The following is a 25,676-nucleotide window of genomic DNA, read 5'->3' on the forward strand; positions in this document are numbered from 1 at the left end:
ATGAGCAAGACCCTGATCCGCGGGGCGAAGGTCCTGGGTGGCGAGCCGCAGGACGTCCTGATCACCGACGGCACGATCACCGCCGTCGGTACGGACCTGACCGTCTCCAGTGCCGAGGACGCCACCGTCGTCGAGGCCGCGGGCCAGATCCTGCTGCCCGGCCTGGTGGACCTGCACACCCACCTGCGCGAGCCGGGCCGTGAGGACTCCGAGACCGTCCTGACCGGCACCAAGGCCGCCGCCGTCGGCGGGTTCACCGCCGTGCACGCCATGGCCAACACCTTCCCCGTCGCCGACACCGCGGGCGTCGTCGAGCAGGTCTGGCGCCTGGGCAAGGAGTCCGGCTACTGCGATGTCCAGCCGGTCGGCGCGGTGACCGTGGGCCTGGAGGGCAAGAAGCTCGCCGAGCTGGGCGCCATGCACGACTCGGCCGCGGGCGTCCGGGTCTTCTCCGACGACGGCAAGTGCGTGGACGACGCGGTGATCATGCGCCGCGCGCTGGAGTACGTGAAGGCCTTCGACGGCGTGATCGCCCAGCACGCCCAGGAGCCCCGGCTGACCGAGGGCGCCCAGATGAACGAGGGCATCGTCTCCGCCGAGCTGGGCCTGGCCGGCTGGCCCGCGGTGGCCGAGGAGTCGATCATCGCGCGGGACGTGCTGCTCGCCGCGCACGTCGGTTCGCGGGTGCACATCTGCCACCTGTCCACCGCCGGGTCCGTCGAGATCGTCCGCTGGGCCAAGTCCAAGGGCTGGAACGTCACCGCCGAGGTCACCCCGCACCACCTGCTGCTGACCGACGAGCTGGTCCGGTCCTACAACCCCGTCTACAAGGTGAACCCGCCGCTGCGTACCGAGGCCGACGTGCTCGCGCTGCGCGAGGCGCTGGCCGACGGCACCATCGACTGCGTCGCCACCGACCACGCCCCGCACCCGCACGAGGACAAGGACTGCGAGTGGGGCGCGGCCGCCATGGGCATGGTCGGCCTGGAGACGGCGCTCTCCGTCGTCCAGCACACGATGGTCGACACCGGCCTGCTCGACTGGGCCGGCGTCGCCGACCGGATGTCCAGCCGCCCCGCGGAGATCGGCCGTCTCAAGGGGCACGGCCGTCCGGTCTCGCCTGGCGAGCCCGCCAACCTCACGCTGCTCGATCCGGCATACCGTGGACCCGTGGACCCCGCGGGCTTCGCCTCCCGCAGCCGCAACACGCCCTACGAGGGCCGTGAGCTGCCGGGTCGCGTGACCCACACCTTCCTGCGGGGCCGGGCAACGGTCGTGGACGGGAAACTGGCGTGACATCTTCAATCATCCAACTGGCAGCCGAGCAGAAGTCCGCCGAGGTCACCGACTGGGCGGCCCGGATCGGCTGGGTCGTCGGACTGCTCCTGTTCGTCGCGCTCCTGTACTGGCTGATGCGCGAGGGCTGGAAGTGGCGCGGCACCCTCCAGGGCGACCTGCCCGAGCTGCCCACGGCGCCCGAGGACACCGGGGAGCCGCGGCTGACGATGACCGGCCGCTACCACGGTTCCACCACCGCCGGACAGTGGCTGGACCGCGTCGTCGCCCGCGGCCTGGGCACCCGCAGCCGCGCCGAGCTGACCCTGACGGACGCCGGCCTGGACGTCGTACGGCCCGGTGCGCAGGACTTCTTCGTCCCGGCCGCCGCGCTGCGCGGCGCCCGCCTGGACAAGGGCATCGCCGGCAAGGTCCTGCCCGAGGGCGGCCTGCTGGTGATCACCTGGGCGCACGGCGACAAGGAACTCGACTCCGGCTTCCGGTCCGACCGGGCCGCCGAGCACACCACATGGGTCACCGCTCTGACCGAGCTGACCGGCAAGAACAGCAAGACCACCGAAACGGAAGGCGCACGATGACGACCTCCATCCAGGGGAACGCCTCGCAGAGGAGGGCGGCGTCTCCCGCCATACTCGTCCTGGAGGACGGCCGCAGCTTCCGCGGCCGCGCCTACGGGGCCGTGGGGGAGACCTTCGGCGAGGCGGTGTTCTCCACCGGCATGACCGGCTACCAGGAGACGCTGACCGACCCCTCGTACCACCGCCAGGTCGTCGTCATGACCGCCCCGCACATCGGCAACACGGGCGTCAACGACGAGGACCCGGAGTCCGCCCGCATCTGGGTGTCCGGCTTCGTCGTACGCGACCCCGCCCGCACCCCGTCCAACTGGCGCTCGGCCCGCTCCCTCGACGACGAGCTGGCCGCCCAGGGCGTCGTCGGCATCAGCGGCATCGACACCCGCGCGCTCACCCGCCACCTGCGCGAACGCGGTGCGATGCGGGTCGGCATCTTCTCCGGCCCCGGCCTCGACGGCCCGTCCGGCACCGGTCTCGCCGACGAGGCGGCGCTGCTCGCCAAGGTGCACGCGGCCCCGCAGATGAAGGGCGCCGACCTGTCCGCCGAGGTGGCCACCAAGGAGGCGTACGTCGTGCCCGCGCAGGGCACCAAGCGCTTCACCGTCGCCGCGGTCGACCTGGGCATCAAGGGCATGACCCCGCACCGCATGGCCGAGCGCGGCATAGAGGTGCACGTGCTGCCCGCCACGGCGAGCGCCGAGGACGTGTACGCCGTCAACCCCGACGGTGTCTTCTTCTCCAACGGCCCGGGCGACCCGGCCACTGCCGACCACCCGGTCTCCGTCATGCAGGCGGTCCTGGAGCGCGGCACGCCGCTGTTCGGCATCTGCTTCGGCAACCAGATCCTCGGCCGCGCGCTGGGCTTCGGCACGTACAAGCTGAAGTACGGGCACCGCGGCATCAACCAGCCGGTGCAGGACCGTACGACCGGCAAGGTCGAGGTCACCGCGCACAACCACGGCTTCGCCGTCGACGCGCCGCTCGACCAGGTCTCCGAGACCCCCTACGGCCGCGCCGAGGTCTCCCACGTCTGCCTCAACGACAACGTGGTGGAGGGGCTCCAGCTCCTCGACCGGCCGGCCTTCAGCGTCCAGTACCACCCCGAGGCCGCCGCGGGTCCGCACGACGCGGCCTACCTGTTCGACCGCTTCGTCCAGCTCATGGAGGGCCAGCGTGCCTAAGCGCACCGATATCCAGTCCGTCCTGGTCATCGGCTCCGGCCCGATCGTCATCGGCCAGGCAGCCGAGTTCGACTACTCCGGTACGCAGGCGTGCCGGGTCCTGAAGGCCGAGGGCCTGCGGGTCGTCCTGGTCAACTCCAACCCGGCCACGATCATGACCGACCCGGAGATCGCCGACGCCACGTACGTCGAGCCGATCACCCCGGAGTTCGTCGAGAAGATCATCGCCAAGGAGCGCCCGGACGCCCTGCTGCCCACCCTGGGCGGCCAGACCGCGCTGAACACCGCGATCTCGCTGCACCAGTCCGGCACCCTGGAGCAGTACGGCGTCGAACTGATCGGCGCCAACGTCGAGGCGATCAACAAGGGTGAGGACCGCGACCTGTTCAAGGAGGTCGTGGAGGCCGTCCGCCGCAAGATCGGCCACGGCGAGTCCGCCCGCTCCTACATCTGCCACACCATGGACGACGTCCTGAAGGGCGTCGAGGAGCTGGGCGGCTACCCGGTCGTCGTCCGTCCCTCCTTCACCATGGGCGGCGCCGGCTCCGGCTTCGCCCACGACGAGGAGGAGCTGCGCCGTATCGCCGGCCAGGGCCTGACTCTGTCGCCGACCACCGAGGTGCTCCTGGAGGAGTCCATCCTCGGCTGGAAGGAGTACGAGCTGGAGCTGATGCGCGACAAGAACGACAACGTCGTGGTCGTCTGCTCCATCGAGAACTTCGACCCGATGGGCGTGCACACCGGTGACTCCATCACCGTCGCGCCGGCGATGACGCTCACCGACCGCGAGTACCAGATCCTGCGGGACGTCGGCATCGCCGTGATCCGCGAGGTCGGCGTGGACACCGGTGGCTGCAACATCCAGTTCGCCGTCAACCCCGTCGACGGCCGGGTCATCGTCATCGAGATGAACCCGCGCGTCTCGCGCTCCTCCGCGCTCGCCTCCAAGGCCACCGGCTTCCCGATCGCGAAGATCGCCGCCCGGCTGGCCGTCGGCTACACGCTCGACGAGATCCCCAACGACATCACCGAGCAGACCCCGGCGTCCTTCGAGCCCACCCTCGACTACGTCGTCGTCAAGGTCCCGCGCTTCGCCTTCGAGAAGTTCCCGGCGGCGGACGCCCGGCTGACCACCACCATGAAGTCGGTCGGCGAGGCCATGGCCATCGGCCGCAACTTCACCGAGGCGCTCAACAAGGCGCTGCGCTCCCTGGAGAAGAAGGGCAGCCAGTTCGACTTCACCGGCGACCCGGGCGACAAGACCGAGCTGCTGGTGAAGGCCGAGATCCCCACCGACGGCCGGATCAACACCGTCATGCAGGCCATCCGGGCCGGCGCCACCCCCGAGGAGGTCTTCGACGCCACGAAGATCGACCCGTGGTTCGTCGACCAGCTCTTCCTGGTCAAGGAGATCGCCGACGAGATCGCGGCCGCCGACCAGCTCGGCCCCGAGGTCCTGGCGTACGCCAAGCGGCACGGCTTCTCCGACGCCCAGATCGCCGCGATCCGCGGCCTGACCGAGGACGTCGTCCGCGAGGTCCGGCACGCGCTCGGCGTCCGCCCCGTCTACAAGACGGTGGACACCTGCGCCGCCGAGTTCGCCGCGAAGACCCCGTACTTCTACTCGTCCTACGACGAGGAGAGCGAGGTCGCGCCGCGCGAGAAGCCCGCCGTGATCATCCTGGGTTCCGGCCCGAACCGCATCGGCCAGGGCATCGAGTTCGACTACTCCTGCGTCCACGCCTCCTTCGCGCTGAGCGACGCGGGCTACGAGACCGTCATGGTCAACTGCAACCCGGAGACCGTCTCCACCGACTACGACACCTCCGACCGGCTCTACTTCGAGCCGCTCACCCTGGAGGACGTCCTGGAGATCGTGCACGCCGAGCAGCAGGCGGGCCCGGTCGCCGGCGTCGTCGTCCAGCTCGGCGGCCAGACCCCGCTGGGCCTGGCGCAGGCGCTCAAGGACAACGGCGTACCGATCGTCGGCACCTCGCCGGAGGCCATCGACCTGGCCGAGGAGCGCGGCGCGTTCGGCCAGGTGCTGACCGACGCGGGCCTGCCCGCCCCCAAGTACGGCACCGCCTACTCCTTCGCCGAGGCCAAGGGCATCGCCGCCGAGATCGGCTACCCGGTCATGGTCCGGCCGTCCTACGTCCTGGGCGGCCGCGGCATGGAGATCGTCTACGACGAGCCGTCGCTGGGGGAGTACCTGGAGCGGCACGCCGGCCTCATCGACCAGCACCCGGTCCTCATCGACCGCTTCCTGGACGACGCCATCGAGATCGACGTGGACGCCCTCTACGACGGCCACGAGCTCTACCTCGGCGGCGTCATGGAGCACATCGAGGAAGCCGGCATCCACTCCGGCGACTCCGCGTGCGCGCTGCCGCCCATCACGCTCGGCGGCTACGACATCAAGCGGCTGCGCGCCTCCACCGAGGCCATCGCCAAGGGCGTCGGCGTGCGCGGACTGATCAACATCCAGTTCGCGATGGCCGGCGACATCCTGTACGTGCTGGAGGCCAACCCGCGCGCCTCGCGCACCGTCCCCTTCACCTCGAAGGCCACCGCGGTGCCGCTGGCCAAGGCCGCCGCGCGGATCTCGCTGGGCGCCACCGTCGCCGAGCTGCGCGCCGAGGGCATGCTGCCCAGGAGCGGCGACGGCGGCACGCTGCCGCTGGACTCGCCGATCTCCGTCAAGGAGGCCGTCATGCCCTGGTCGCGCTTCCGCGACGCCGCGGGGCACGGCGTGGACACCGTGCTGGGCCCGGAGATGCGCTCCACCGGCGAGGTCATGGGCATCGACTCGGTCTTCGGCACGGCGTACGCCAAGTCGCAGGCCGGTGCGTACGGCGCGCTGCCCACCAAGGGCCGCGCGTTCGTCTCCGTCGCCAACCGCGACAAGCGCTCGATGATCTTCCCGGCGCGGGAGCTGGTCGCCCACGGCTTCGAACTGCTCGCCACCTCCGGCACCGCCGAGGTGCTGCGCCGCAACGGCATCAACGCCACCGTCGTGCGCAAGAAGAGCGAGGGCGAGGGCCCCAACGGCGAGAAGACCATCGTCCAGCTCATCCACGACGGCGAGGTCGACCTCATCGTCAACACGCCGTACGGCACCGGCGGCCGCCTGGACGGCTACGACATCCGCACCGCGGCCGTCGCCCGCGCCGTTCCGTGCCTGACCACGGTCCAGGCGCTGGCCGCAGCCGTCCAGGGCATCGAGGCGCTGACCCGCGGCGACGTGGGCGTGCGCTCCCTCCAGGAACACGCGCGGCAGCTGACCGCGGCCCGCGAGGAGTAGGGCCACCGGAGGGGGACACCACGCGGTGTCCCCCTCTTCATGAGCCCCGTCCCGCCGGGAACATTCATGAGCCCCGCCCTCACCGGGACCGTTCATGAGCCCCGTCCCCTCCGACCTCCTCGACCCGCGGAAGGCCCCGCCCGCTCGTGTACTCCCTCTTCTTCAAACTGATCTTCCGGCGTATGGACCCCGAGAAGGCCCACCACCTGGCCTTCCGCTGGATCAAGCTGACCGCGCGCATCCCGGTGCTGCGCACCTTCGCCGCGGCCGTGCTGGCCCCTCGCTACAAGGAGCTGCGCACCGAGGCCCTGGGCCGCCGGATGCACGGTCCCTTCGGGCTGGCCGCCGGCTTCGACAAGAACGCCGTCGCGATCGACGGCATGGCCATGCTCGGCTTCGACCACGTCGAGATCGGCACGGTCACCGCCGAGCCGCAGCCCGGCAACCCCAAGAAGCGCCTGTTCCGCCTCGTACCGGACCGCGCGCTCATCAACCGGATGGGCTTCAACAACGACGGTTCGGCGGCCGTGGCGGCCCGCCTGGCGGCCCGCAACCCGGTCTTCCGCACGACGCTGGGCGTCAACATCGGCAAGACCAAGGTCGTCCCGGAGGACGCGGCGATCGCCGACTACGTGACCTCCACGGAGCGCCTCGCCGGCCACGCCGACTACCTGGTCGTCAACGTCTCCTCGCCGAACACCCCCGGCCTGCGCAACCTCCAGGCCGTCGACCACCTGCGCCCGCTGCTCGCCGCGGTCCGTGAGGCGGCCGACCGTACCGTCACCGGGCGCCGCGTCCCGCTGCTGGTCAAGATCGCCCCGGACCTCGCCGACGAGGACGTGGACGCGGTCGCCGACCTCGCCGTGGAACTGGGCCTGGACGGCATCATCGCCACCAACACCACCGTCGCCCGCGACAGCCTCGGCCTGGCCTCCGACCCGGCCCTGGTCCAGGAGACCGGCGGCCTGTCCGGCGCCCCGGTCAAGGCCCGCTCCCTGGAGGTGCTGCGCCGCCTGTACGCCCGCGTCGGCGACCGCGTCACCCTGGTCGGCGTCGGCGGCATCGAGAACGCCGAGGACGCCTGGCAGCGCATCCTCGCGGGTGCCACCCTCGTACAGGGCTACAGCGCCTTCGTCTACGAGGGCCCGTTCTACGCCCGCGCGATCCACAAGGGCCTCGCCGCCCGCCTGCGCAACAGTCCGTACGCCACCCTCGCCGACGCCGTCGGCGCCGAGCACAGGAAGGTGACCTCCTCGTGAGCCCCGAATCCTTCGGCGCCCGCCTGCGCCGCGCCATGGACGCCCGCGGCCCGCTCTGCGTCGGCATCGACCCGCACGCCTCGCTGCTGGCCGACTGGGGCCTGAACGACGACGTGGCGGGCCTGGCGGCCTTCTCGCGGACCGTCGTGGAGGCGCTGGCCGACCGGGTCGCCGTCCTCAAGCCGCAGTCCGCCTTCTTCGAGCGCTTCGGCTCGCGCGGCGTCGCCGTCCTGGAGGAGACCGTCGCGGCGGCCCGGCAGGCCGGTGCCCTCGTGCTGATGGACGCCAAGCGCGGCGACATCGGTTCCACCATGGCCGCGTACGCCGCCACCTACCTGGACCCGGCCTCCCCGCTGTTCTCCGACGCGGTCACGGTCAGTCCGTACCTGGGCTTCGGATCGCTGCGTCCGGCCGTCGACCTGGCCCGGGAGAACGGCTGCGGCCTGTTCGCCCTCGCGCTGACCTCGAACCCCGAGGGGCAGGAGGTCCAGCACGCCGTACGGGCCGACGGCCGTACCGTGGCCGCGACCGTGCTGGGCCACCTGAAGGCGGCGAACGCCGACGCGGCCGCCCGCGGGGAGCTGGGCTCGTACGGAGCCGTCGTCGGCGCCACGCTCGGCGACCTGTCCTCGTACGACCTGGCGACCGGCGGACCGCTGCTCGCGCCCGGCATCGGTGCCCAGGGCGCGACCCCCGCAGACCTCCCGCGGGTCTTCGGTGCCGCGGTCCGCAACGTCGTGCCGAGCGTCAGCCGGGGGGTGCTGCGGCACGGTCCGGACGTCGCGGCACTTCGCGCGGCCGCCCTCGGATGTGCCGCCGAGGTGCGTACGGCGGTCGCCGAGGTGCGTACAGCGGTCGAACGGCAGGGGCTTTAGTCCCGATATGTCCTGGTCAGCAGAGTCTGACCAGGACTTTTCGTCTGTTCTCGCTGACTCCGAGCGCCTTGGCCGCTAGTCTCCGACGAGAGCAGTGCACGTAAGCGCGTTGCTCGTTGCCCCGCAGGTGCGGGGCGACTAGGTTCCACACCGGTCCGTATCCGACAGTTCTACATCCGAGGTGACGTAGGCGTGGCTCTTCCGCCCCTTACCCCTGAACAGCGCGCAGCCGCGCTCGAAAAGGCCGCCGCGGCTCGCCGGGAGCGCGCCGAGGTCAAGAATCGGCTCAAAAACTCCGGCGCCTCCCTCCATGACGTCATCAAGCAGGGCCAGGAGAACGACGTCATCGGCAAGATGAAGGTCTCCGCCCTCCTGGAGTCCATGCCCGGCGTGGGCAAGGTCCGCGCCAAGCAGATCATGGAGCGGCTCGGCATCTCCGAGAGCCGCCGGGTCCGCGGTCTGGGCACCAACCAGATCGCTGCCCTGGAGCGGGAATTCGGCAGCAAGGCCGGCTGAGTTTTCTGGCACCGCCGGGGAACTGGAATAATCGCCGCATGGCTGCAACACCCCGGGGCTCATCCCCCGCATCCCCGGACTCCCGTCCGCGGCTGACCGTGCTCTCCGGCCCCTCCGGGGTCGGGAAGAGCACGGTCGTCGCCCATATGCGCAAGGTCCACCCCGAGGTTTGGCTCTCGGTGTCGGCCACCACCCGCAAGCCGCGCCCCGGGGAGCGGCACGGCGTCCAGTACTTCTTCGTGGACGACGAGGAATTCGACAAGCTCGTCGCCAACGGCGAACTGCTGGAGTGGGCCGAATTCGCGGGGAACCGCTACGGCACGCCGCGCAAGGCCGTCCAGGACCGCCTGGAGGCCGGCGAGCCCGTCCTGCTGGAGATCGACCTCCAGGGCGCGCGGCAGGTCCGCGAGTCCATGACGGAGGCCCAGCTGGTCTTCCTGGCCCCGCCGAGCTGGGAGGAACTGGTCCGCCGGCTCACCGGCCGGGGTACGGAGGCGCCCGAGGTCATCGAGCGCCGTCTGACGGCCGCCAAGGTCGAGCTCGCCGCAGAGACCGAGTTCGACGTCACCCTGGTCAACACCTCCGTCGAGGACGTCAGCCGTGAGCTGCTAGCCTTGATGAAGGTTCTTTGATCTTTACACCGGTTTTCACCCCCCCTTCGGAAGGCAGAGAGTGTCCTCTTCCATCACCGCGCCCGAGGGCATCATCAACCCGCCGATTGATGAGCTTCTCGAGGCAACCGACTCGAAGTACAGCCTCGTGATCTACGCCGCCAAGCGCGCCCGCCAGATCAACGCGTACTACTCGCAGCTCGGCGAGGGCCTGCTGGAGTACGTCGGCCCGCTGGTCGACACCCACGTGCACGAGAAGCCCCTGTCGATCGCGCTCCGTGAGATCAACGCGGGCCTGCTGACCTCCGAGGCCGTCGAGGGCCCGGCTCAGTGAGCAGTGCGGCGTCGAGCGGTACGGCGTCCTGAGGATTCCGCCCCGATGCCTTCACCAAGGGCCCGGCAGCGCCGCTGCCGGGCCCTTGGTGTGTCATGGGACAGATGACCAACCGGGTCCGCACCCCGCGGGGACGGAACCCACGGCGTGGGGAGAGAACGCGATGGACAAGCCGACACAGCCGCAGCCGGCCGCCGGACCGGCGCACGGAACCGGCGCGGCGGACGGGGGCGGCGCGGACCGCCGCCCCGAGGTCGTCCTCGGAGTCAGCGGCGGCATCGCCGCGTACAAGGCGTGCGAGCTGCTGCGCCGGCTCACCGAGTCCGGGCACGACGTCCGGGTCGTGCCGACCGCGGCGTCCCTGCACTTCGTCGGCGAGGCCACCTGGGCCGCGCTCTCCGGCAACCCGGCCTCCACCGAGGTCTGGGAGTCGGTCCACGAGGTCCCGCACGTGCGCATCGGCCAGTCCGCCGACCTGGTCGTGGTGGCCCCCTGCACGGCCGACATGCTGGCCAAGGCCGCGCACGGCCTGGCGGACGACCTGCTCACCAACACCCTCCTCACCGCGCGATGTCCGGTGATCTTCGCTCCGGCGATGCACACCGAGATGTGGGAGCACCCGGCCACCCAGGAGAACGTCGCCACGCTGCGCCGCCGCGGCGCCGTCGTCATCGAACCCGCCGTCGGCCGCCTGACCGGCGTGGACACCGGAAAGGGCCGCTTCCCCGACCCGGTTGAGATCTTCGAGACCTGCCGCCGTGTCCTGGCCCGCGGCCCGCTCGGCCTCACCCAGGACCTCGCCGGCCGGCACGTCGTGATCAGCGCCGGCGGCACCCGCGAGCCCCTGGACCCGGTCCGCTTCCTGGGCAACCGTTCCTCCGGCAAGCAGGGGTACGCGCTCGCCCGCACCGCCGTGGCCCGCGGCGCCCGCGTCACCCTCGTCGCCGGCAACAGCGAGCTGCCCGACCCGGCCGGGGTGGACGTCGTGCACATCGGTACGGCCGTCCAGCTCCGCGAGGCCGTGCTGAAGGCCGCGGCGGACGCCGACGCGGTGGTCATGGCGGCAGCCGTGGCCGACTTCCGTCCCGCCGCGTACGCCACCGGCAAGATCAAGAAGAAGGACGGCGAGGAGCCCGAGCCGGTGACCCTGGTCCGTAATCCGGACATCCTCGCCGAGATCTCCGCGGAACGCCCCCGCCCGGGCCAGGTGGTCGTCGGCTTCGCCGCCGAGACCGACGACGTCCTCGCCAACGGCCGCGCCAAACTCGCCCGGAAGGGCTGCGACCTGCTGGTCGTCAACGAGGTCGGCGACCACAAGGCGTTCGGGTCGGCCGCGAACGAGGCGGTGATCCTGGCCGCCGACGGCGCCGAGACCCCCGTACCGTACGGTCCAAAAGAAGCCCTCTCGGACCGGATCTGGGACTTGGTGGCCCCCCGCCTGACCGCCCCGCAGGCCCCTCCTTCCCCGCCCTCCCCGTGATCGAAAAGCCTCTTCCGAGCCGTTGCCGGAACGAGATCTTCCTCTCTCCGGCAAGGTGTCCCAGGTCACGGCGGGTCCAGAAATCGAGACTGCGTGCCCGAACGCGGCTCATGACCGATAAACTGGCCCCGGATCGCGCCGAGCGCAGCTCTCGGCCTTTCCGCCAATGATCAGCCAGCAGCCGCTGCAACCCCAGGGAGCGATGTGTCCCGCCGCCTGTTCACCTCGGAGTCCGTCACCGAGGGTCACCCCGACAAGATCGCTGACCAGATCAGCGACACCATTCTCGACGCCCTCCTGAAGGAGGACCCGACCTCCCGGGTCGCCGTCGAGACGTTGATCACCACCGGCCTGGTCCATGTGGCCGGCGAGGTGACGACGAAGGCGTACGCCGACATCCCCAACCTCGTGCGCAACAAGGTTCTGGAGATCGGCTACGACTCGTCGAAGAAGGGCTTCGACGGCGCCTCCTGCGGCGTCTCCGTCTCGATCGGCGCACAGTCCCCCGACATCGCCCAGGGCGTCGACACCGCCTACGAGAAGCGCGTCGAGGGCGACGAGGACGAGCTGGACAAGCAGGGCGCGGGCGACCAGGGCCTGATGTTCGGCTACGCCTGCGACGAGACCCCGGAGCTGATGCCGCTCCCGATCAACCTCGCGCACCGCCTCTCCAAGCGCCTGTCCGAGGTCCGCAAGAACGGGACCATCCCGTACCTGCGCCCCGACGGCAAGACCCAGGTCACCATCGAGTACGACGGCCACAAGGCCGTCCGCCTCGACACCGTCGTCGTCTCCTCGCAGCACGCGAGCGACATCGACCTGGACTCCCTGCTCGCTCCCGACATCCGCGAATTCGTCGTCGAGCACGTCCTCAACCAGCTCGTCGAGGACGGCATCAAGCTGGACACCGACGGCTACCGCCTGCTGGTCAACCCCACCGGCCGCTTCGAGATCGGCGGCCCGATGGGAGACGCCGGCCTGACCGGCCGCAAGATCATCATCGACACGTACGGCGGCATGTCCCGCCACGGCGGCGGCGCCTTCTCCGGCAAGGACCCGTCCAAGGTCGACCGCTCGGCCGCCTACGCCATGCGCTGGGTCGCCAAGAACGTCGTAGCGGCCGGGCTGGCCGCCCGCTGCGAGGTCCAGGTCGCCTACGCCATCGGCAAGGCCGAGCCGGTGGGTCTGTTCGTCGAGACCTTCGGCACCGCCACCGTCGACGTCGACAAGATCGAGAACGCCATCGCCGAGGTCTTCGACCTCCGCCCGGCCGCCATCATCCGCGACCTCGACCTGCTGCGCCCCATCTACGCCCAGACCGCCGCCTACGGCCACTTCGGCCGCGAACTGGACGAGTTCACCTGGGAGCGCACGGACCGGGTGGAGGCGCTGCGGAGGGCTGTGGGGCTGTAAGGCTCCGCACCGGTTCCGCACCTGCACGACGCCGGAGGCCCGCCCTTTCGGGGCGGGCCTTTGGCGTGGGCGGGGTCAGGGCTGGGGCGCGGGTGCAGCCGAGATACGCGCCGAAGGGGCAATGAGGTGATCTCGATGCGCCTCGGCGCAGGGTCGGTACGGTGACACCGCAGTTGATGCGTACATCTCACCCTTGCGGCCGGGACGTCCCGCCGCAGGCCGGGATGATGGCCGCAGGGGCCCTGTCGCGGTCGATCCAGTGTTTGCTGCGGCAGTTTTGACTACGTCTTCGACCCCGGACTTCTGCCCGCATGCCATTCCGCTGCGCGGACTTGGGGGAGGGATGTCAGCGCCCGACGCCGGCCATGCCTGGCGCCTGCATGTTTGCCGGGGTCAGGCCGCCAGATCCTCTGTCACGGGCAGGCACTCGGCGAGCAGGTCGACGATGTCGCGCCAGGCTCGCTGCGCGTGCCGTGGGTGGTGGCCGACGCCGGGACGCACGGTGTGATCGACCGGCGGGTGGTGGAAGGCGTGCAAGGCGCCGCCGTAGACCGCGAGGCGCCAGTCGACGCCCGCGGCCTGCATCTCGGCGGTGAACGCGTCCCGTTGCGCGGGCGGCATGATCGGGTCTTCCGACCCGACCCCGGCCCACACCGGGCAGCGAATGCGCGCCGCCTCGCCCGGTCGGCCTGTGGTCAGTGCATTGACTGTCCCGATCGCGCGCAGGCTGACGCCGTCGCGCCCGAGTTCCAGCCCGATGGCGCCCCCGGTGCCGTAGCCGATGGCGGCGATCCGGTCGGGATCGGTCCGCGGTTCGGCGCGCAACACGTCGAGCGCCGCATGGCCGATGCCCCGCATCCGGTCGGGGTCGGCGAGCAGCGGCAGGCAACGGGCCAGCATCTCCTCGGGGTCACTCAAATAGCGCCCGCCGTGAAGGTCGAAGGCCAGCGCTACATATCCCAGTTCGGCGAGAGCGTCGGCCCGGCGGCGCTCGACGTCGCTGAGCCCCGTGCCCTCTGGTCCGAGCAGCACCGCGGGCCGGCGGTCGACACCGGCCGGTAGCGCGAGGTGCCCGGTCATCGTCAGGCCGTCGGCCGGATACTCGACCGTACGCGTCGTAATCATCGTCATGAGGCTGGACTGTAGTGATCGTCGAGCCCGGCCCGGCCGCTGTTCTGCTGCTGGCAGAACGGCGCGGGTATCCCTCTGAAATGCGGCGAGGGCTCATGAGAACCGTCACCGACCCCGTCCCCACGGCAGCGCTATCGGATCATTCGCCCAGGCCACGGTGTTGGAGGCGGACCGTCGCGGCAAGTTTTAGGGACATACCGGCCCGCACCCGGGAAGGGCGTCACCTGTTGGTTCGTCTCACGGTTCAGGTGGCCTCGCCGAGTCCGGCGGTGGTCAGGTCCTGCTCCCCACGACGCTGAGCCGAATGGGTGGCGGGCAGCAGACGCGCACGGCTTCGAGACCATTCCGGTGCCCCTTTGGCGCGTGTCTCGGTCACGCCCCTGGTGGGGGCTTCTGGGCCGAAGGGGGTTCGGGGCCGGGGTCCGCGGGCGCAGACGGTCCGGGCCCCGGGGGCTCAGGCTCCGGGCCGGTGTCCTCCGGAACGGCGTTCTCGTACGGTGGGGGAGCGGGCGGAGCGAAATGATCGCGGACGGCCGCTGCCGCTTCGGCCGCGACCGGGCCGGAACACTTGGCGATGTTCTCCGCGACGCGCTGGGCCAGCATCGCGCCCTCCGCTGTGTCGGGGATGCCCAGCTCCTTCAGCAGGTGGCTGACGCAGTCGACGGTTCCGGGACCGGGGCCCGGCTCGCCGTGTCCCGGGCCGGCGGTGGCGTCTTCCCACGTGGTGTGCGGGCGGTGCCCGTCGGCCGACGGTGGTGCGGCCGCTTCCTCCACCTCGGCAGGTTCGGGGAAGTCCCTGGTGTTGGCCGCTCCGGCGAGCCGGGTGAGGGTGCCGATCAGGTCGACGGTGTGCTCGATCGCTTCCTCGTTCCGGGACAGGTACCAGACGACGGCGCTGCCGGGGTCTTTGAGTACGTCGTCGCCCAGGTAGGCGCGTTTGCTCTTCTCGTACTTGCGCTCGTGTTCCCAGACGGCCTCGTCCTTGCGCACGGTCGACAGTTTGCTCAGCCGGTCGCGGTCGGGCTCGCTCAGGGTGAGGGTGACGGCATCGGCCATCGCCAGGACACGGCCGGACGCATCGCCTTGCATGGTGCCCAGGACCCCGCCAAGCTGGTGCTGGATCAGCGAACAGCGCAGCGGCAACTGCTGAGCGGTGACGGCGCGGGCGCGCTCCAGTATGGCGCTCACGGCCAGGCCGCCGGGGCTCACCGGAGGGCCGTAACCGGATTCGTCGAGGACGGCCCAGCGGATCCGGGCGGAGAAGAGGAAGTCGTAGTCGGGCGATTGACTGGGCAGCGCCACGTCGGTGATGAAACGTTCCTGCGGCTCTCGGGGAGGGATCGGCAGATCGGGGTCGGCGAGCGCCTCCCGCGGAATCAACGGCTTCCTGCGGTCGGTGACCACGAACACGGTGACCGCTCCGGCCAGCAGGGACACGGCCAGCGTGGGCCACAGCCACAACGGCTGCCAGTCCAGCGCCAGCCCGGCGATGGCGACGAGCAGTTCGCCGATCACCGTGACGAACATGGTGAAGGTCTTATGTCCCGAACTCATCTTTCCTGTCCCCCGATTCAGCCGCTCACATTTTGCGCGGCGTTGATTTTCCGCCAGACCAGTGCCGAGACGTCCGCCTTCGCCGCTTGCTCTTCCTCGGAGGCGCACGGCAGGTGCCAGTCCAGTGCGTAGAGTTCACCGAGAAGATCGCCGCGTCCCTCACAGGCATGCACCAGAACATCCAGAACGCTTTCCCGCGCAGCCGGCCACTTGCGGGCGGCCCGTAGCCAGTCGGCTGTTCCGGCACGGCATTCGGCGAATGGGCGCGCCGTGAGAACCGCGCGCCAGCCGGCGGTCAATTGCCTCCGTACGGCTGGTTCGGCAATCAGCGGCCGAGTCCGGCCTCCTGGGTCGGCGAAGCGTTCCGGTTCGGCGAGCCGCCGGAACAACTCGATTTCGCGGGCGCGGCGCCGAGGAGAGAGCTGCCGCCCCCAAGCGCGGTCGATGCGGTCCAGGAGGCGCCGGGTCAGGCGGCCTTCGGAAAAGGCCAGGTCGAACAGTGCGTCGTGGGCGATGGGCGCGGTATCGGCGGTTTCCCGGCGAGCGAGGTGCAGGAGCCGTACCAAAGCGCTGTCGGGGTGCTGGACAGCCATGGCCCCGGAACAGACACCGACCAGAACCCGTACCAATCCGGGGCTCGGCTGCCGGCTGATCGCCCATTCGTAGGTCTTCTCCCGGAAATGGCCACCGTGCGTCTCGTCGCGCAGCCCGGTGTCCAGGGCGAGGTAGGCCGATCGATGCAGCCAGGACGGTGTTCCGCCGGATACGGAGGCCCACGCGACCGCGGCTCCGGACAGCTCTTCGGGGCTTTCGGTACGCAGACACTGCCGGGCATAGCGCAGAACGAGATCGTCGGGCCGCTCGCCGACGGCAGCGGAGTCCCGGACCAGGCGGTCCGTCCAGACGCGCAGGACGGGCCGTAATTCCGGGAAATCGTCCCAGAAACAGTCGCTGACCGCTTCGTCGTAACGAAGGCCGCGGAACACCACCCGGCCACCGGCCGTCAGTTCCGCGCCGACGTCCGCCAGTCGGTGCGGCAGTGCCGTACGGCTGAGCAGAGGCTGCACCACATGCGGCTCTTCCGCGGCCCGCAGCAATTGGGCGGCCGCTTTCTGGACGACCTGCCCGCGGGCTCCGTGCAGCATGGCGCACGACAGGAAGAGGGCGCGTTGCGCCCCGGAGGACCGCGCCAGAATTTCGCGTACCTCGTCCTGCCGTCGGAGGGTGGCGGCCAGGGCGCGGTCCAGCCAGTCCGTGAAGTGGCCGGTCTCCGCAGCCGTCTGATCGCGGAACTGCTTGACGAGGTCCGCGAACCGGGCGACCTCGCGCATGTGCGCGGTGGCGAGAAACGAGGTCAGCTCGGCTCGGGAGAATTCGGCCTCCTCCGGGACGATGTGCTCGGCGTGCAAGTGCCTGCGCAGCACCTTGAGGGCTTCCGGCCGGCCCACTGCGACGCGCAAGCCGCTCAAGTCGTCGTGGACACGGGTTTCGGACGGCAGCGCGACGGTGAGCCAGGCGGACTTCGCCTGTACGGCGGCGCGGAACTCGGACATCTCCCGTTGCGCTTGCTCCAGTACGTCCGGCCCGGCAGCCGTGAGATCCAACAGCATCAAGTCGGACTGCTGGACGTCGTCCGGGTGAAGAATGGACCCGTCCGACCCGTCCTTCTCCTCCACCCGGTCCGGCAGTCTGACGAAGCGGCTGCCGCTGCCCTGCTGCCGTTCGTACAGCAGCTCGCGCGCCGCCGCGCTGCGCCCGCTGCCGACGGGGCCGCTGATCAGGACGGTGCGGTATTCGGAAAGGCGGGTCCGGGCGCTCTCGAAACCCGGCGGGAAGACGAACCGGCGGTGCAGCCGGAAGAGTTCGTCCCGGGCGGCGTCCCGTGGAGGACGGCGGGGAGCACCGGTGGCTGACGAGCCGAAGTAGATGTACTGGTCGCCGGCCCCGGAATGCAGGGGCCCGGAAGCGTCACCGAGAGCCGTCCCGATGAATTCGGTCACCGGCCTTCGCTCTCGTCCTGGGGCGGAGTGGCGTTGAAGCTGATACCGCCCTGGTTTCCACCGGTGAAATGGACTCCGCTTCCCCCGGACTGGTGGTTGGAGTGGGTGTACTGGTCTCCTTGGTGCGAGTTGACGTACTGGTTCCCTTGGCCACTGTGCACGGCACCGCTCGGCTTGTTGAGCGCGGTGCCGATGGTGCCCGCCTGGAAGACCGTGCCGTGATTGCCGTCGACGGTGTTGCGGGTCCGTGCTTCGCCATCGCCGTCCCGGGCGGCCCGGGAATCCGCCTCACCCAGCCGGGGAACCAGCCGGGCGAGTTCGTCGGCGAGCAGGTCCAGGTCGTCGTGCGAGGTGTAGGAGGTGACCCGGCGATATTGGCGGCGCGTGAGTTCACGGATACCGACCGGCAGCCGGTCGGCGGCCGGCGGGGCGGTGTCCGGACCGATGAGGACGGGAATGACCTGGGCTCCGCTCTCCAGGGCTTCGGCGATCTCGCGGCACGTCCAGTCGTCTCCGCCGTCCGTGGCCTGTCCACGGAGGCTGTCCAGCCACCGTGGTCCGATGACGGCCAGCAGCACGCTGCAGTTCCGTACGGCTGACCGCAGCGCTTCGGGGAAGAGGCTGCCCGCCGGGATCGATTTACCGTCCCGGAAAACCAGCTCCGTACCGAACCGCTGGGACAGATGGTTTTCGATGAGAGCGGCACCGTCCGGTGCGTCCGCCGTGCGGTAATTGATGAATATCTCGGGTCGCTGAGTCACAGGATCTCCTGGTCGGTGCAGGACGATGACCGGCGCGGGCGGTTTCCCGACGCCGGCCGGAAGAAAATCAGGCGGTGGGGCGCAGGACCGAAGTGAGCTGCGGGGTGATCTCCCGCACCGCGGCATTCGAGCCGTGCCGGGTCAGCAGGCGGGCCAGCCGTCGTACGTCGGCCCGTACCGTTGCCGAATCGACCTGGGACACGGGGCCGAGCAGGGGTGCCGCCACGGAACAGGCGTGCTCGATGTGGCCGGCCGCGGCGTGGCTGAGTGCGCGGCGCATCCCGTAGCGGACCTGATTCCGTACGGAATGGCCGGGCAACCGGGCGGTCTCGGCGTCGAGGACGTCGGCTGCCTGGTGCGGACGGCCGAGGTCGTACAGGCACCACCCGGTCGCCATGGAGACGGGGTCCGTCAGGTTGCTGCTCCCGATGACCGGGAGGGTGGGGTCTTCGGTGTCGGCGCTCAGCAAGGCGCGTGCGGTCTCCAGCCGGCGCATACACGCCCGGTGGTCTCCCGCGAGCGCATGCCCTTGAGCTTCCTGCTGGGCGGCCAGACCTCTGATGCGCGGTGGCGCGTCCTGGGTGTCCGCCGCCCGGCCGGACAGGGCGATGGTCGCGGCGGCGTCGCCGGCGTAGAAGGAGATCAACGCCTGCCGGGCCAGCGCGTAGGTCGCCAGATGACGGTCGCCGCCGGCTTCAGCGAGGTCGACCGCGAGCCGGGTCAGCCACGACGCGGCGCGGTCGTTGCCGGACTCCTGGGCCATCCACCCCGCGAATTCCGCGTATCGGGAGGCCAGGACGAGAAGTCCGCGCCGGGTTCCGCCTGCCGAGCGGGTGGCGAGGTCGCGTAAGGCCTGGGCCTGGGCCACCAGGGGCGGCACCAGGGCACCGGGTTCCGCGCTCTGGCCCAGCCTGCGGTACTGGTCGAACATCGCCCGCGATGCCTGGAGCAGCCCGGCGTCCGCCGGGGAAGCCGCGGCCGGCTCCTCGCCCGCGGCCACGGCGAGCAGACAGGAGGCGCCCAGTGCCAAGGCACGGCGGCGGTCCACGGCGGCGAAGCGGACCGAGCCGTCTGCGTCCCACTGCATGATCCACACCTCTTCGTCGGGCCGGGACTCGGGAATCGGTGCCGCCTCCGTCGTTTCCGTCGGCGGCACCAGCGCCGCCAACGCGCCGTCGGCGCACAGAGCGGCGTCGCAGAGCCGGGCGAGCTCGGACGTCGGGCGTTTGAGACCCGTCTCGACCTTGCTCAGATGGCCCTTGCTGTAGTGCACCGCCATGGCCAGCCGGGTGAGGGACCACCCCGTGGCCGTGCGGCGCCTCCGGAGTTCGATTCCGAACGAGATCGGCTGCTCCGACACGTGAACCTCCGTCATGTCGACCGTGCGGCCGCTCGGGCGGTCCCGACTCCGGACGTCAGCCTGCTGTCGTCGAGCCGGTGCCGACAAGGCAGCCGGACGGTTTCCCGTTTCCTCTTCCTGTTCCGGGCGTCGCCCGGAGGGGCAGCGAACCGGAACGGCCGACACCTGTCGAGCCCCCGGCCCGCTCCCCGGCCCCACCGCCGCTGTCGGTCCCGTCTGCTAAGACTGATGCTGTGAGCAGGGAAGACGACGGGCCGGGTGTGGAGCCGGAGCAGCTTGCGTTGATTCGGGAGGCGGTGCGGGGGACGAAGGCGGCGCGGGCGAAGCCGCGGACGTGGCGGGGGGCCGAGCTGGCGGAGCGGTTGCCGGTGGCGCGGGTGCTGGTGGACAAGGGGCTGGTGCATCTCGACCGGTATTTCGACTATGCGGTGCCGGCGGCGATGGACGCGGAGGCGCAGCCCGGGGTGCGGGTGCGGGTGCGGTTCGGGGCCGGGGAGAAGGGGGGCCGGCGGGAAGGGGGGAAGCTGGTCAGCGGGTTCGTGGTGGAGCGGGTGGCGGAGAGCGAGTTCCGGGGGGTGCTCGCGCCGATCGCGCAGGTGCTGTCGCCCGAGCGGGTGCTGACGCCGGAGTTGCTGGGGCTGTGCCGGGCCGTCGCCGACCGGTATGCGGGGACGCTCGCGGACGTGGTGCAACTGGCGGTGCCGCCGCGGCGGGCGAAGGTGGAGGGGCAGGCGAGCGGGCCGCCGATGCCGCCCAACGCGATGCCGGACACGGGGAGTTGGGGGCGGTACCCGGCGGGTCCTGGGTTCTTGGCGGCGCTGGGGCGGGGGGACACGCCGCGTGCCGTGTGGACGGCGTTGCCGGGGCCGCACTGGCCGCAGGAGCTGGCGCGGGCGATGGCCGCGGCGCTGGCGTCGGGGCGTGGGGCCCTGGCCGTGCTGCCGGACGGGCGGGCCGCGGCGCGGGTGGACGCGGCGCTGGGGGAGCTGATCGGGGAGGGACGGCATGTGGTGCTGAGTGCCGATGCCGGGCCCGAGGAGCGGTACCGCCGCTGGCTGGCGGTCAGCCGGGGCGCGGTGCGGGCGGTGGTCGGGACGCGGGCGGCGATGTTCGCGCCGGTGCGGGACCTGGGACTGGTGGCCATCTGGGACGACGGGGACGGCAGTCACAGTGATCCGCATGCGCCGCAGCCGCATGCGCGGGAAGTGCTGCTGCAGCGGTCGGTGACGGAGCGGGCGGGGTTCCTGCTGGGCGGGCTGAGCTGCACGGTCGAGGCGGCTCAGCTGGTGGAGACGGGCTGGGCACGGCCGCTGACGGCCGAGCGTGAGCAGGTGCGGGCCGCGGCGCCGCTGGTCCGTACGGTCGGCGACGCCGACGAGGCGCGTGACGCGGCGGCGCGGGCCGCGCGACTGCCGACGCTGGCGTGGCAGGTGGTGCGCGAGGGGCTGAAGCATGGGCCGGTGCTGGTGCAGGTGCCGCGACGGGGCTACGTGCCGCGTCTGGCGTGCGAGCGCTGCCGGGAGCCCGCGCGCTGCCGGGCCTGCGCGGGGCCGCTGGAGGCGCGCGACGCGGGCGAGCTGCGGTGCGGCTGGTGCGGGCGAGAGGAGGGCGACTGGCGCTGCGGGGAGTGCGGAGGCGTACGGCTGCGGGCCCAGATCGTGGGGGCGCGGCGGACGGCGGAGGAGCTGGGGCGTGCGTTTCCGGCCGTTCCGGTGCGTACGTCGGGGCGCGACCATGTGCTGGACACGGTGCCCGGCGTTCCGTCCCTGGTGGTGAGCACGCCGGGGGCGGAGCCGGTCGCCGAGGGCGGTTACGCCGCCGCGCTGCTGCTGGACGGATGGGCGCTGCTGAGCCGCCCCGACCTGCGGGCGGGCGAGGAGGCGCTGCGGCGCTGGCTCCAGGCCGCGGCGCTGGTCCGGGGCCATGCCGAGGGCGGCACGGTCGCGGTCATCGCGGAGGCGACGCTGCGCCCCGTACAGGCGCTGGTGCGCTGGGACCCGGCCGGGCACGCGGTGCGTGAGCTGGCGGAGCGGGCCGAGCTGGGTTTCCCGCCGGTGTCCCGGATGGCGTCGGTGACGGGCCGTCCCGAGGACGTGGCGGAGATGCTCGCGGCGGCCGGGCTGCCGGAGGGCGCCGAGGTGCTGGGCCCCGTACCGGTGCCGGCTCCCGACGCGGGGCGGCCGCGCCGGCCGGGGGACCCGCCGCCCGGGGAGGAATGGGAACGGGCGCTGGTACGGGTACGCCCCGGCCAGGGTGCCGCGCTGGCGGCGGCGTTGAAGACGGCGCAGGCGGCGCGGCTGGTCAAACGGGAGGGGGAGGCGGTGCGGGTGCGGGTCGATCCGCCCGATCTCGGGTAGCCGGGCAGGGTCTTCGCCGGGCTGCCGGGCTGCCGGGCGGGGTGCCCCTGGGGCTGCCGGACGGCGTTTCCGCGGTGCTGCCGGACGGCGGTTCACGTGGGGCTGTCGTACGGCGTTCACGTGGGGCCGGTGGTGCGGACGCGGCTGGGGTGGGGACAAGGAGGCCGCCCCGGGGGCGGACCGGGGCGGTGGGCGTGGTCAGCCGTTGCGGGGGCCGGGGAAGACGCCGGGGCGCGCTTCCTCCCGTGCGGGAACGGAGGACTGCCCCGGCAGTGTGCGGGTGGCGGGGACCGCCGGGGCGCTCGGCAGACCGGGGGAGACGGCCAGGCTGCGGGCGGCGGACGGCTCGGGCGTACGGACCGCCTCGCCGTTCTCCGGGCCGGGCTGGGAAGTGGAGCGGCGGGCGCCGTAACGGCGGTGCACGGCCTGTTTGGTGACGCCCAGTGCGGAACCCACCGCATCCCAGGAGAAGCCCAGCGAACGGTCGAAGTCCACCGCCGCCGTGACGAGGGTCTCGACGCTGTCGCGCAGTTCCTGGGCGAGACGTACGGTCGGGGCGGGGGCGCGCCCGTAGACGACGAAGCCGGCGGACGGGCCGGTGCGCCGCGGCCGGTAGACGTTGCCGAGCTGAGCTGTCAGGGTGCGCAGGGCGTCCACCTGCCGGCGGACCCGCTCGATGTCCCGTACCAGAAGGTGCAGGCTGGCGCGTGCCTGGGCGTCGTGGGTTGCGTGGTCGGCCATGAACAAGCCTCTCGAACCGGCGTTGAATGTGCAGAGGAACGTGACAAATGGTGAAAACGAGCGGGCCGCGAGGGCGGCCCGGTCGGTCAATGCTGCTTGACCAACGCAACAGACGCGGCTTCGGTCACGGTATGGGGGCGTACGGGTTCCAATGAGGGGCGCGCGCCTGTTCGCACGCCCCCCGAAGGTGTGGCCCATAGACTGGTGCGCCGTTCCGCAGCGTGTGAGAGGTAGTACGCCACCCATGAGGCTCGTCTTCGCCGGCACCCCCGAGGTCGCCGTACCCGCCCTGGACGCCCTGATCGCCTCGGACCGGCACGAGGTCGTCGCCGTCGTCACCCGGCCCGACGCCCCCGCCGGCCGCGGCCGGCGCCTGGTCGCCAGCCCGGTCGCCGAGCGCGCGGAGGAGGCCGGTATCGAGGTGCTCAAGCCCGCCAAGCCGCGCGACGAGGACTTCCTCGCCAGGCTGCGGGAGATCGCGCCGGACTGCTGCCCGGTGGTGGCCTACGGGGCGCTGCTCCCCAAGGTGGCCCTGGACGTTCCCGCGCACGGCTGGGTCAACCTGCACTTCTCGCTGCTCCCCGCGTGGCGCGGAGCCGCTCCGGTGCAGCACGCGGTCCTGGCGGGCGACGAGGTGACCGGCGCCTCCACCTTCCTCATCGAGGAAGGACTGGACTCCGGGCCGGTGTTCGGGGTGGTGACGGAGGAGGTACGGGCCACCGACACCAGCGGCGACCTGCTGACCCGGCTGGCCCTCGCCGGAGCCGGACTGCTCGCCGCCACCATGGACGGCATCGAGGACGGCACGCTCACCCCGGTGCCGCAGCCGGCCGACGGCATCACCCTCGCGCCGAAACTTGAGGTCGAGGACGCGAAGGTGGACTGGACGGCGCCCGCGCTGCGCGTGGACCGGGTCGTGCGCGGGTGCGCGCCCGCGCCCGGCGCGTGGACCGTCTTCCGGGGGGAGCGGCTGAAGCTGATGACGGTCGGACCGGTGCCCGACCGCACGGACCTGGCCCCCGGCGAACTCGCCGTCACCAAGAAGGCGGTGTACGCCGGCACGGGCAGTCACGCGGTGGAACTGCTGTGGGTACAGCCGCAGGGCAAGAAGCCGATGCGCGGCGCGGACTGGGCGCGCGGGGTGCGGATCGGTGAGGGCGAGCGGCTGGGGGAGTGAGACGGGGGAGTGAAGCGGGCGAACGAGCCGGGGCGGAGGCGGCGGCTCCGACCGGCACCGCCCCGTGGCGCGCCCCGGCGCGCCACGTAGGCTGGGGGCGAACCTCGTCTCGTATCAGCGGAGCACATTTCTCGTGAGTGGTCAGTCGCGTCATCCCAGCAAGCCCTACCGCCGGCCCAAGAAGGACCCGGTCCGGATACTCGCCTTCGAGGCGCTGCGGGCCGTCGACGAGCGGGACGCGTACGCCAACCTGGTGCTGCCGCCGATGCTGCGCAAGGCGCGGGAGAACGAGGACTTCGACGGGCGGGACGCGGCGCTGGCGACCGAGCTGGTGTACGGCACGCTGCGGCGGCAGGGCACCTACGACGCGATCATCGCGCGCTGCGTGGACCGGCCGCTGCGGGAGGTGGACCCGCCGGTCCTGGACGTCCTGTCGCTCGGCGCGCACCAACTGCTCGGTACGCGCATCCCGACGCACGCCGCGGTGAGCGCGACCGTCGAACTGGCACGTGTGGTGCTGGGGGACGGGCGGGCCAAGTTCGTCAACGCGGTGCTGCGCAAGATCGCCGCGAACGATCTGGACGGCTGGCTGGAGCGCGTCGCGCCCGAGTACGACGACGACCCCGAGGAGTACCTGGGGATCGTTCACGCGCACCCGCGCTGGGTGGTCTCGGCGCTCTGGGACGCGCTCGGCGGCGGCCGCGCCGGTATGGAGGACCTGCTGGAGGCCGACAACGAGCGGCCCGAGGTCACACTGGTGGCCCGGCCGGGACGGTCCACCACCGAGGAACTCATCGAGGCCGTGGGGGAGGAGAGCGCCCTGCCGGGGCGCTGGTCCCCGTACGCGGTACGGCTCGCCGAGGGCGGCGAGCCCGGCGCCCTGGACGCGGTGCGCGAGGGCCGGGCCGGTGTGCAGGACGAGGGCAGCCAGCTCGTCGCGGCGGCGCTGGCCAACGCGCCCGTCGAAGGCACCGACCGCGTCTGGCTGGACGGCTGCGCCGGACCGGGCGGCAAGGCGGCCCTCCTGGGCGCGCTCGCCGCGCAGCGCGGTGCGCGGCTGCTCGCTTCCGAGAAGCAGCCGCACCGCGCGCGCCTGGTGGCACGGTCGCTGGCCGGCAACCCCGGTCCGTACGAGGTCATCGCGGCCGACGGCACCCGCCCGCCGTGGCGGCCCGGCTCCTTCGACCGTGTCCTGATGGACGTCCCGTGCACCGGTCTCGGCGCGCTGCGCCGCCGCCCCGAAGCGCGCTGGCGCCGCCGCCCGGAGGACCTGGCCGGCTTCGCGCCGCTCCAGCGGGAGCTGCTGCGCCAGGCGCTGGTGTCGGTGCGGGTCGGCGGCGTCGTCGGCTACGCGACCTGCTCACCGCACCCGGCCGAGACGCGCGCCGTGGTGGAGGACGTCCTCAAGGGGCGGGCCGGAGCGGACGTGACGGCGGAGTGGATCGACGCCCGCCCGCTGATCCCGGGCGTGCCCGCGCTGGGCGACGGTCCGGACGTGCAGCTGTGGCCGCACCTGCACGGTACGGACGCGATGTACCTGGCGCTGCTGCGGCGGACGGCGTGATGTCCGGGGTGCGTACCGGTGCCCTGCGAAGGGCGCTTTGCCTGGCATGATCATGCAGGGATAAGGTGCCGATGACAACGGGGATCACGGCCGCAGAGGTGTCGGGCAGGCACGCCACGACGCGTACGGACCAGGCGTCGGCACCGACCTTGTCGACGCATGTGCCGACGGAGGCCGAGTACCGGTC

20 protein-coding genes are annotated in these 25,676 nt (G+C 71.7%); 14 read left to right on the forward strand and 6 right to left on the reverse strand.

What is annotated here, in order from left to right:
- From ACZ4QV_RS15740 to metK, 11 genes are all read left to right on the forward strand, one after another.
- Positions 1 to 1,296: a dihydroorotase gene (locus ACZ4QV_RS15740; RefSeq protein ID WP_361156058.1), complete on the forward strand. Its 1,296-nt coding sequence runs from the start codon at positions 1 to 3 to the stop codon at positions 1,294 to 1,296.
- Positions 1,293 to 1,874, forward strand: coding sequence for a PH-like domain-containing protein (locus tag ACZ4QV_RS15745; protein ID WP_361592006.1), 582 nt, complete (start codon positions 1,293 to 1,295; stop codon positions 1,872 to 1,874). Before ACZ4QV_RS15740 ends, ACZ4QV_RS15745 begins: the two co-directional genes overlap by 4 nt.
- Positions 1,871 to 3,052, forward strand: coding sequence for a glutamine-hydrolyzing carbamoyl-phosphate synthase small subunit (gene carA, locus ACZ4QV_RS15750; protein WP_361156053.1), 1,182 nt, complete (start codon positions 1,871 to 1,873; stop codon positions 3,050 to 3,052). Before ACZ4QV_RS15745 ends, carA begins: the two co-directional genes overlap by 4 nt.
- The gene (gene carB / locus ACZ4QV_RS15755) at positions 3,045 to 6,356 is read left to right on the forward strand and encodes a carbamoyl-phosphate synthase large subunit (RefSeq protein ID WP_361618916.1); all 3,312 of its coding nucleotides are present in this window, start codon (positions 3,045 to 3,047) and stop codon (positions 6,354 to 6,356) included. Before carA ends, carB begins: the two co-directional genes overlap by 8 nt.
- A gap of 146 nt (positions 6,357 to 6,502) precedes the next feature.
- Positions 6,503 to 7,615, forward strand: coding sequence for a quinone-dependent dihydroorotate dehydrogenase (locus ACZ4QV_RS15760; RefSeq protein ID WP_361156047.1), 1,113 nt, complete (start codon positions 6,503 to 6,505; stop codon positions 7,613 to 7,615).
- Complete coding sequence (pyrF, locus tag ACZ4QV_RS15765) at positions 7,612 to 8,490, forward strand: orotidine-5'-phosphate decarboxylase (RefSeq protein ID WP_361637610.1); 879 nt, start codon at positions 7,612 to 7,614, stop codon at positions 8,488 to 8,490. The genes ACZ4QV_RS15760 and pyrF overlap by 4 nt, the downstream gene beginning before the upstream one ends.
- A 192-nt stretch (positions 8,491 to 8,682) precedes the next feature.
- On the forward strand, positions 8,683 to 9,006 hold the full coding sequence (locus ACZ4QV_RS15770) for an integration host factor (protein WP_030999380.1): 324 nt from the start codon (positions 8,683 to 8,685) through the stop codon (positions 9,004 to 9,006).
- Between the two features lie 38 nt (positions 9,007 to 9,044).
- Complete coding sequence (gene gmk, locus ACZ4QV_RS15775) at positions 9,045 to 9,638, forward strand: guanylate kinase (RefSeq protein ID WP_125048152.1); 594 nt, start codon at positions 9,045 to 9,047, stop codon at positions 9,636 to 9,638.
- Between the two features lie 40 nt (positions 9,639 to 9,678).
- Positions 9,679 to 9,951 carry a DNA-directed RNA polymerase subunit omega gene (gene rpoZ, locus ACZ4QV_RS15780; protein ID WP_003982715.1) on the forward strand — a complete coding sequence of 91 codons (273 nt, stop codon included), beginning with the start codon at positions 9,679 to 9,681 and terminating at the stop codon, positions 9,949 to 9,951.
- Positions 9,952 to 10,114: 163 nt separating this feature from the next.
- Complete coding sequence (gene coaBC, locus ACZ4QV_RS15785) at positions 10,115 to 11,431, forward strand: bifunctional phosphopantothenoylcysteine decarboxylase/phosphopantothenate--cysteine ligase CoaBC (protein WP_361156041.1); 1,317 nt, start codon at positions 10,115 to 10,117, stop codon at positions 11,429 to 11,431.
- A gap of 204 nt (positions 11,432 to 11,635) precedes the next feature.
- On the forward strand, positions 11,636 to 12,844 hold the full coding sequence (metK, locus tag ACZ4QV_RS15790; protein WP_361156038.1) for a methionine adenosyltransferase: 1,209 nt from the start codon (positions 11,636 to 11,638) through the stop codon (positions 12,842 to 12,844).
- A 393-nt stretch (positions 12,845 to 13,237) separates the two neighbouring features.
- Here metK and ACZ4QV_RS15795 read toward each other — a convergent pair whose 3' ends face one another.
- The 5 genes from ACZ4QV_RS15795 to ACZ4QV_RS15815 form a co-directional block, all read right to left on the reverse strand.
- Positions 13,238 to 13,975, reverse strand: a complete 738-nt coding sequence (locus ACZ4QV_RS15795; RefSeq protein ID WP_361156035.1) for a dienelactone hydrolase family protein — start codon at positions 13,973 to 13,975, stop codon at positions 13,238 to 13,240.
- A 372-nt stretch (positions 13,976 to 14,347) separates the two neighbouring features.
- Positions 14,348 to 15,529: a hypothetical protein gene (locus ACZ4QV_RS15800; protein ID WP_361637606.1), complete on the reverse strand. Its 1,182-nt coding sequence runs from the start codon at positions 15,527 to 15,529 to the stop codon at positions 14,348 to 14,350.
- A 17-nt stretch (positions 15,530 to 15,546) separates the two neighbouring features.
- Entirely contained in the window at positions 15,547 to 17,205 is a 1,659-nt protein-coding gene (locus tag ACZ4QV_RS15805; protein ID WP_361637604.1) for a hypothetical protein, read from the reverse strand.
- A 320-nt stretch (positions 17,206 to 17,525) separates the two neighbouring features.
- Positions 17,526 to 18,290: a toll/interleukin-1 receptor domain-containing protein gene (locus ACZ4QV_RS15810; RefSeq protein WP_361637602.1), complete on the reverse strand. Its 765-nt coding sequence runs from the start codon at positions 18,288 to 18,290 to the stop codon at positions 17,526 to 17,528.
- 67 nt (positions 18,291 to 18,357) lie between these two features.
- Positions 18,358 to 19,650: a helix-turn-helix domain-containing protein gene (locus tag ACZ4QV_RS15815; protein WP_467762976.1), complete on the reverse strand. Its 1,293-nt coding sequence runs from the start codon at positions 19,648 to 19,650 to the stop codon at positions 18,358 to 18,360.
- Between the two features lie 233 nt (positions 19,651 to 19,883).
- On the opposite strand from ACZ4QV_RS15815, the gene ACZ4QV_RS15820 reads away from it, so the two are divergent.
- Positions 19,884 to 22,007 carry a primosomal protein N' gene (locus ACZ4QV_RS15820; protein ID WP_361618920.1) on the forward strand — a complete coding sequence of 708 codons (2,124 nt, stop codon included), beginning with the start codon at positions 19,884 to 19,886 and terminating at the stop codon, positions 22,005 to 22,007.
- Between the two features lie 198 nt (positions 22,008 to 22,205).
- Here the strand turns inward: ACZ4QV_RS15820 and ACZ4QV_RS15825 are convergent, their stop codons facing one another.
- Positions 22,206 to 22,748: a hypothetical protein gene (locus ACZ4QV_RS15825; RefSeq protein WP_361156020.1), complete on the reverse strand. Its 543-nt coding sequence runs from the start codon at positions 22,746 to 22,748 to the stop codon at positions 22,206 to 22,208.
- 244 nt (positions 22,749 to 22,992) lie between these two features.
- Between ACZ4QV_RS15825 and fmt the strand changes: the two genes are divergently transcribed.
- Both fmt and ACZ4QV_RS15835 read left to right on the forward strand, forming a co-directional pair.
- Positions 22,993 to 23,925 (forward strand): methionyl-tRNA formyltransferase, encoded by a 933-nt coding sequence (gene fmt / locus ACZ4QV_RS15830; RefSeq protein WP_361592017.1) that lies wholly within the window; start codon positions 22,993 to 22,995, stop codon positions 23,923 to 23,925.
- Between the two features lie 133 nt (positions 23,926 to 24,058).
- Positions 24,059 to 25,489, forward strand: a complete 1,431-nt coding sequence (locus tag ACZ4QV_RS15835; protein WP_361592019.1) for an RsmB/NOP family class I SAM-dependent RNA methyltransferase — start codon at positions 24,059 to 24,061, stop codon at positions 25,487 to 25,489.
- The last annotated feature ends 187 nt before the right edge of the window (positions 25,490 to 25,676 follow it).

The sequence above is a fragment of the Streptomyces sp. NPDC026394 genome (assembly GCF_055567735.1).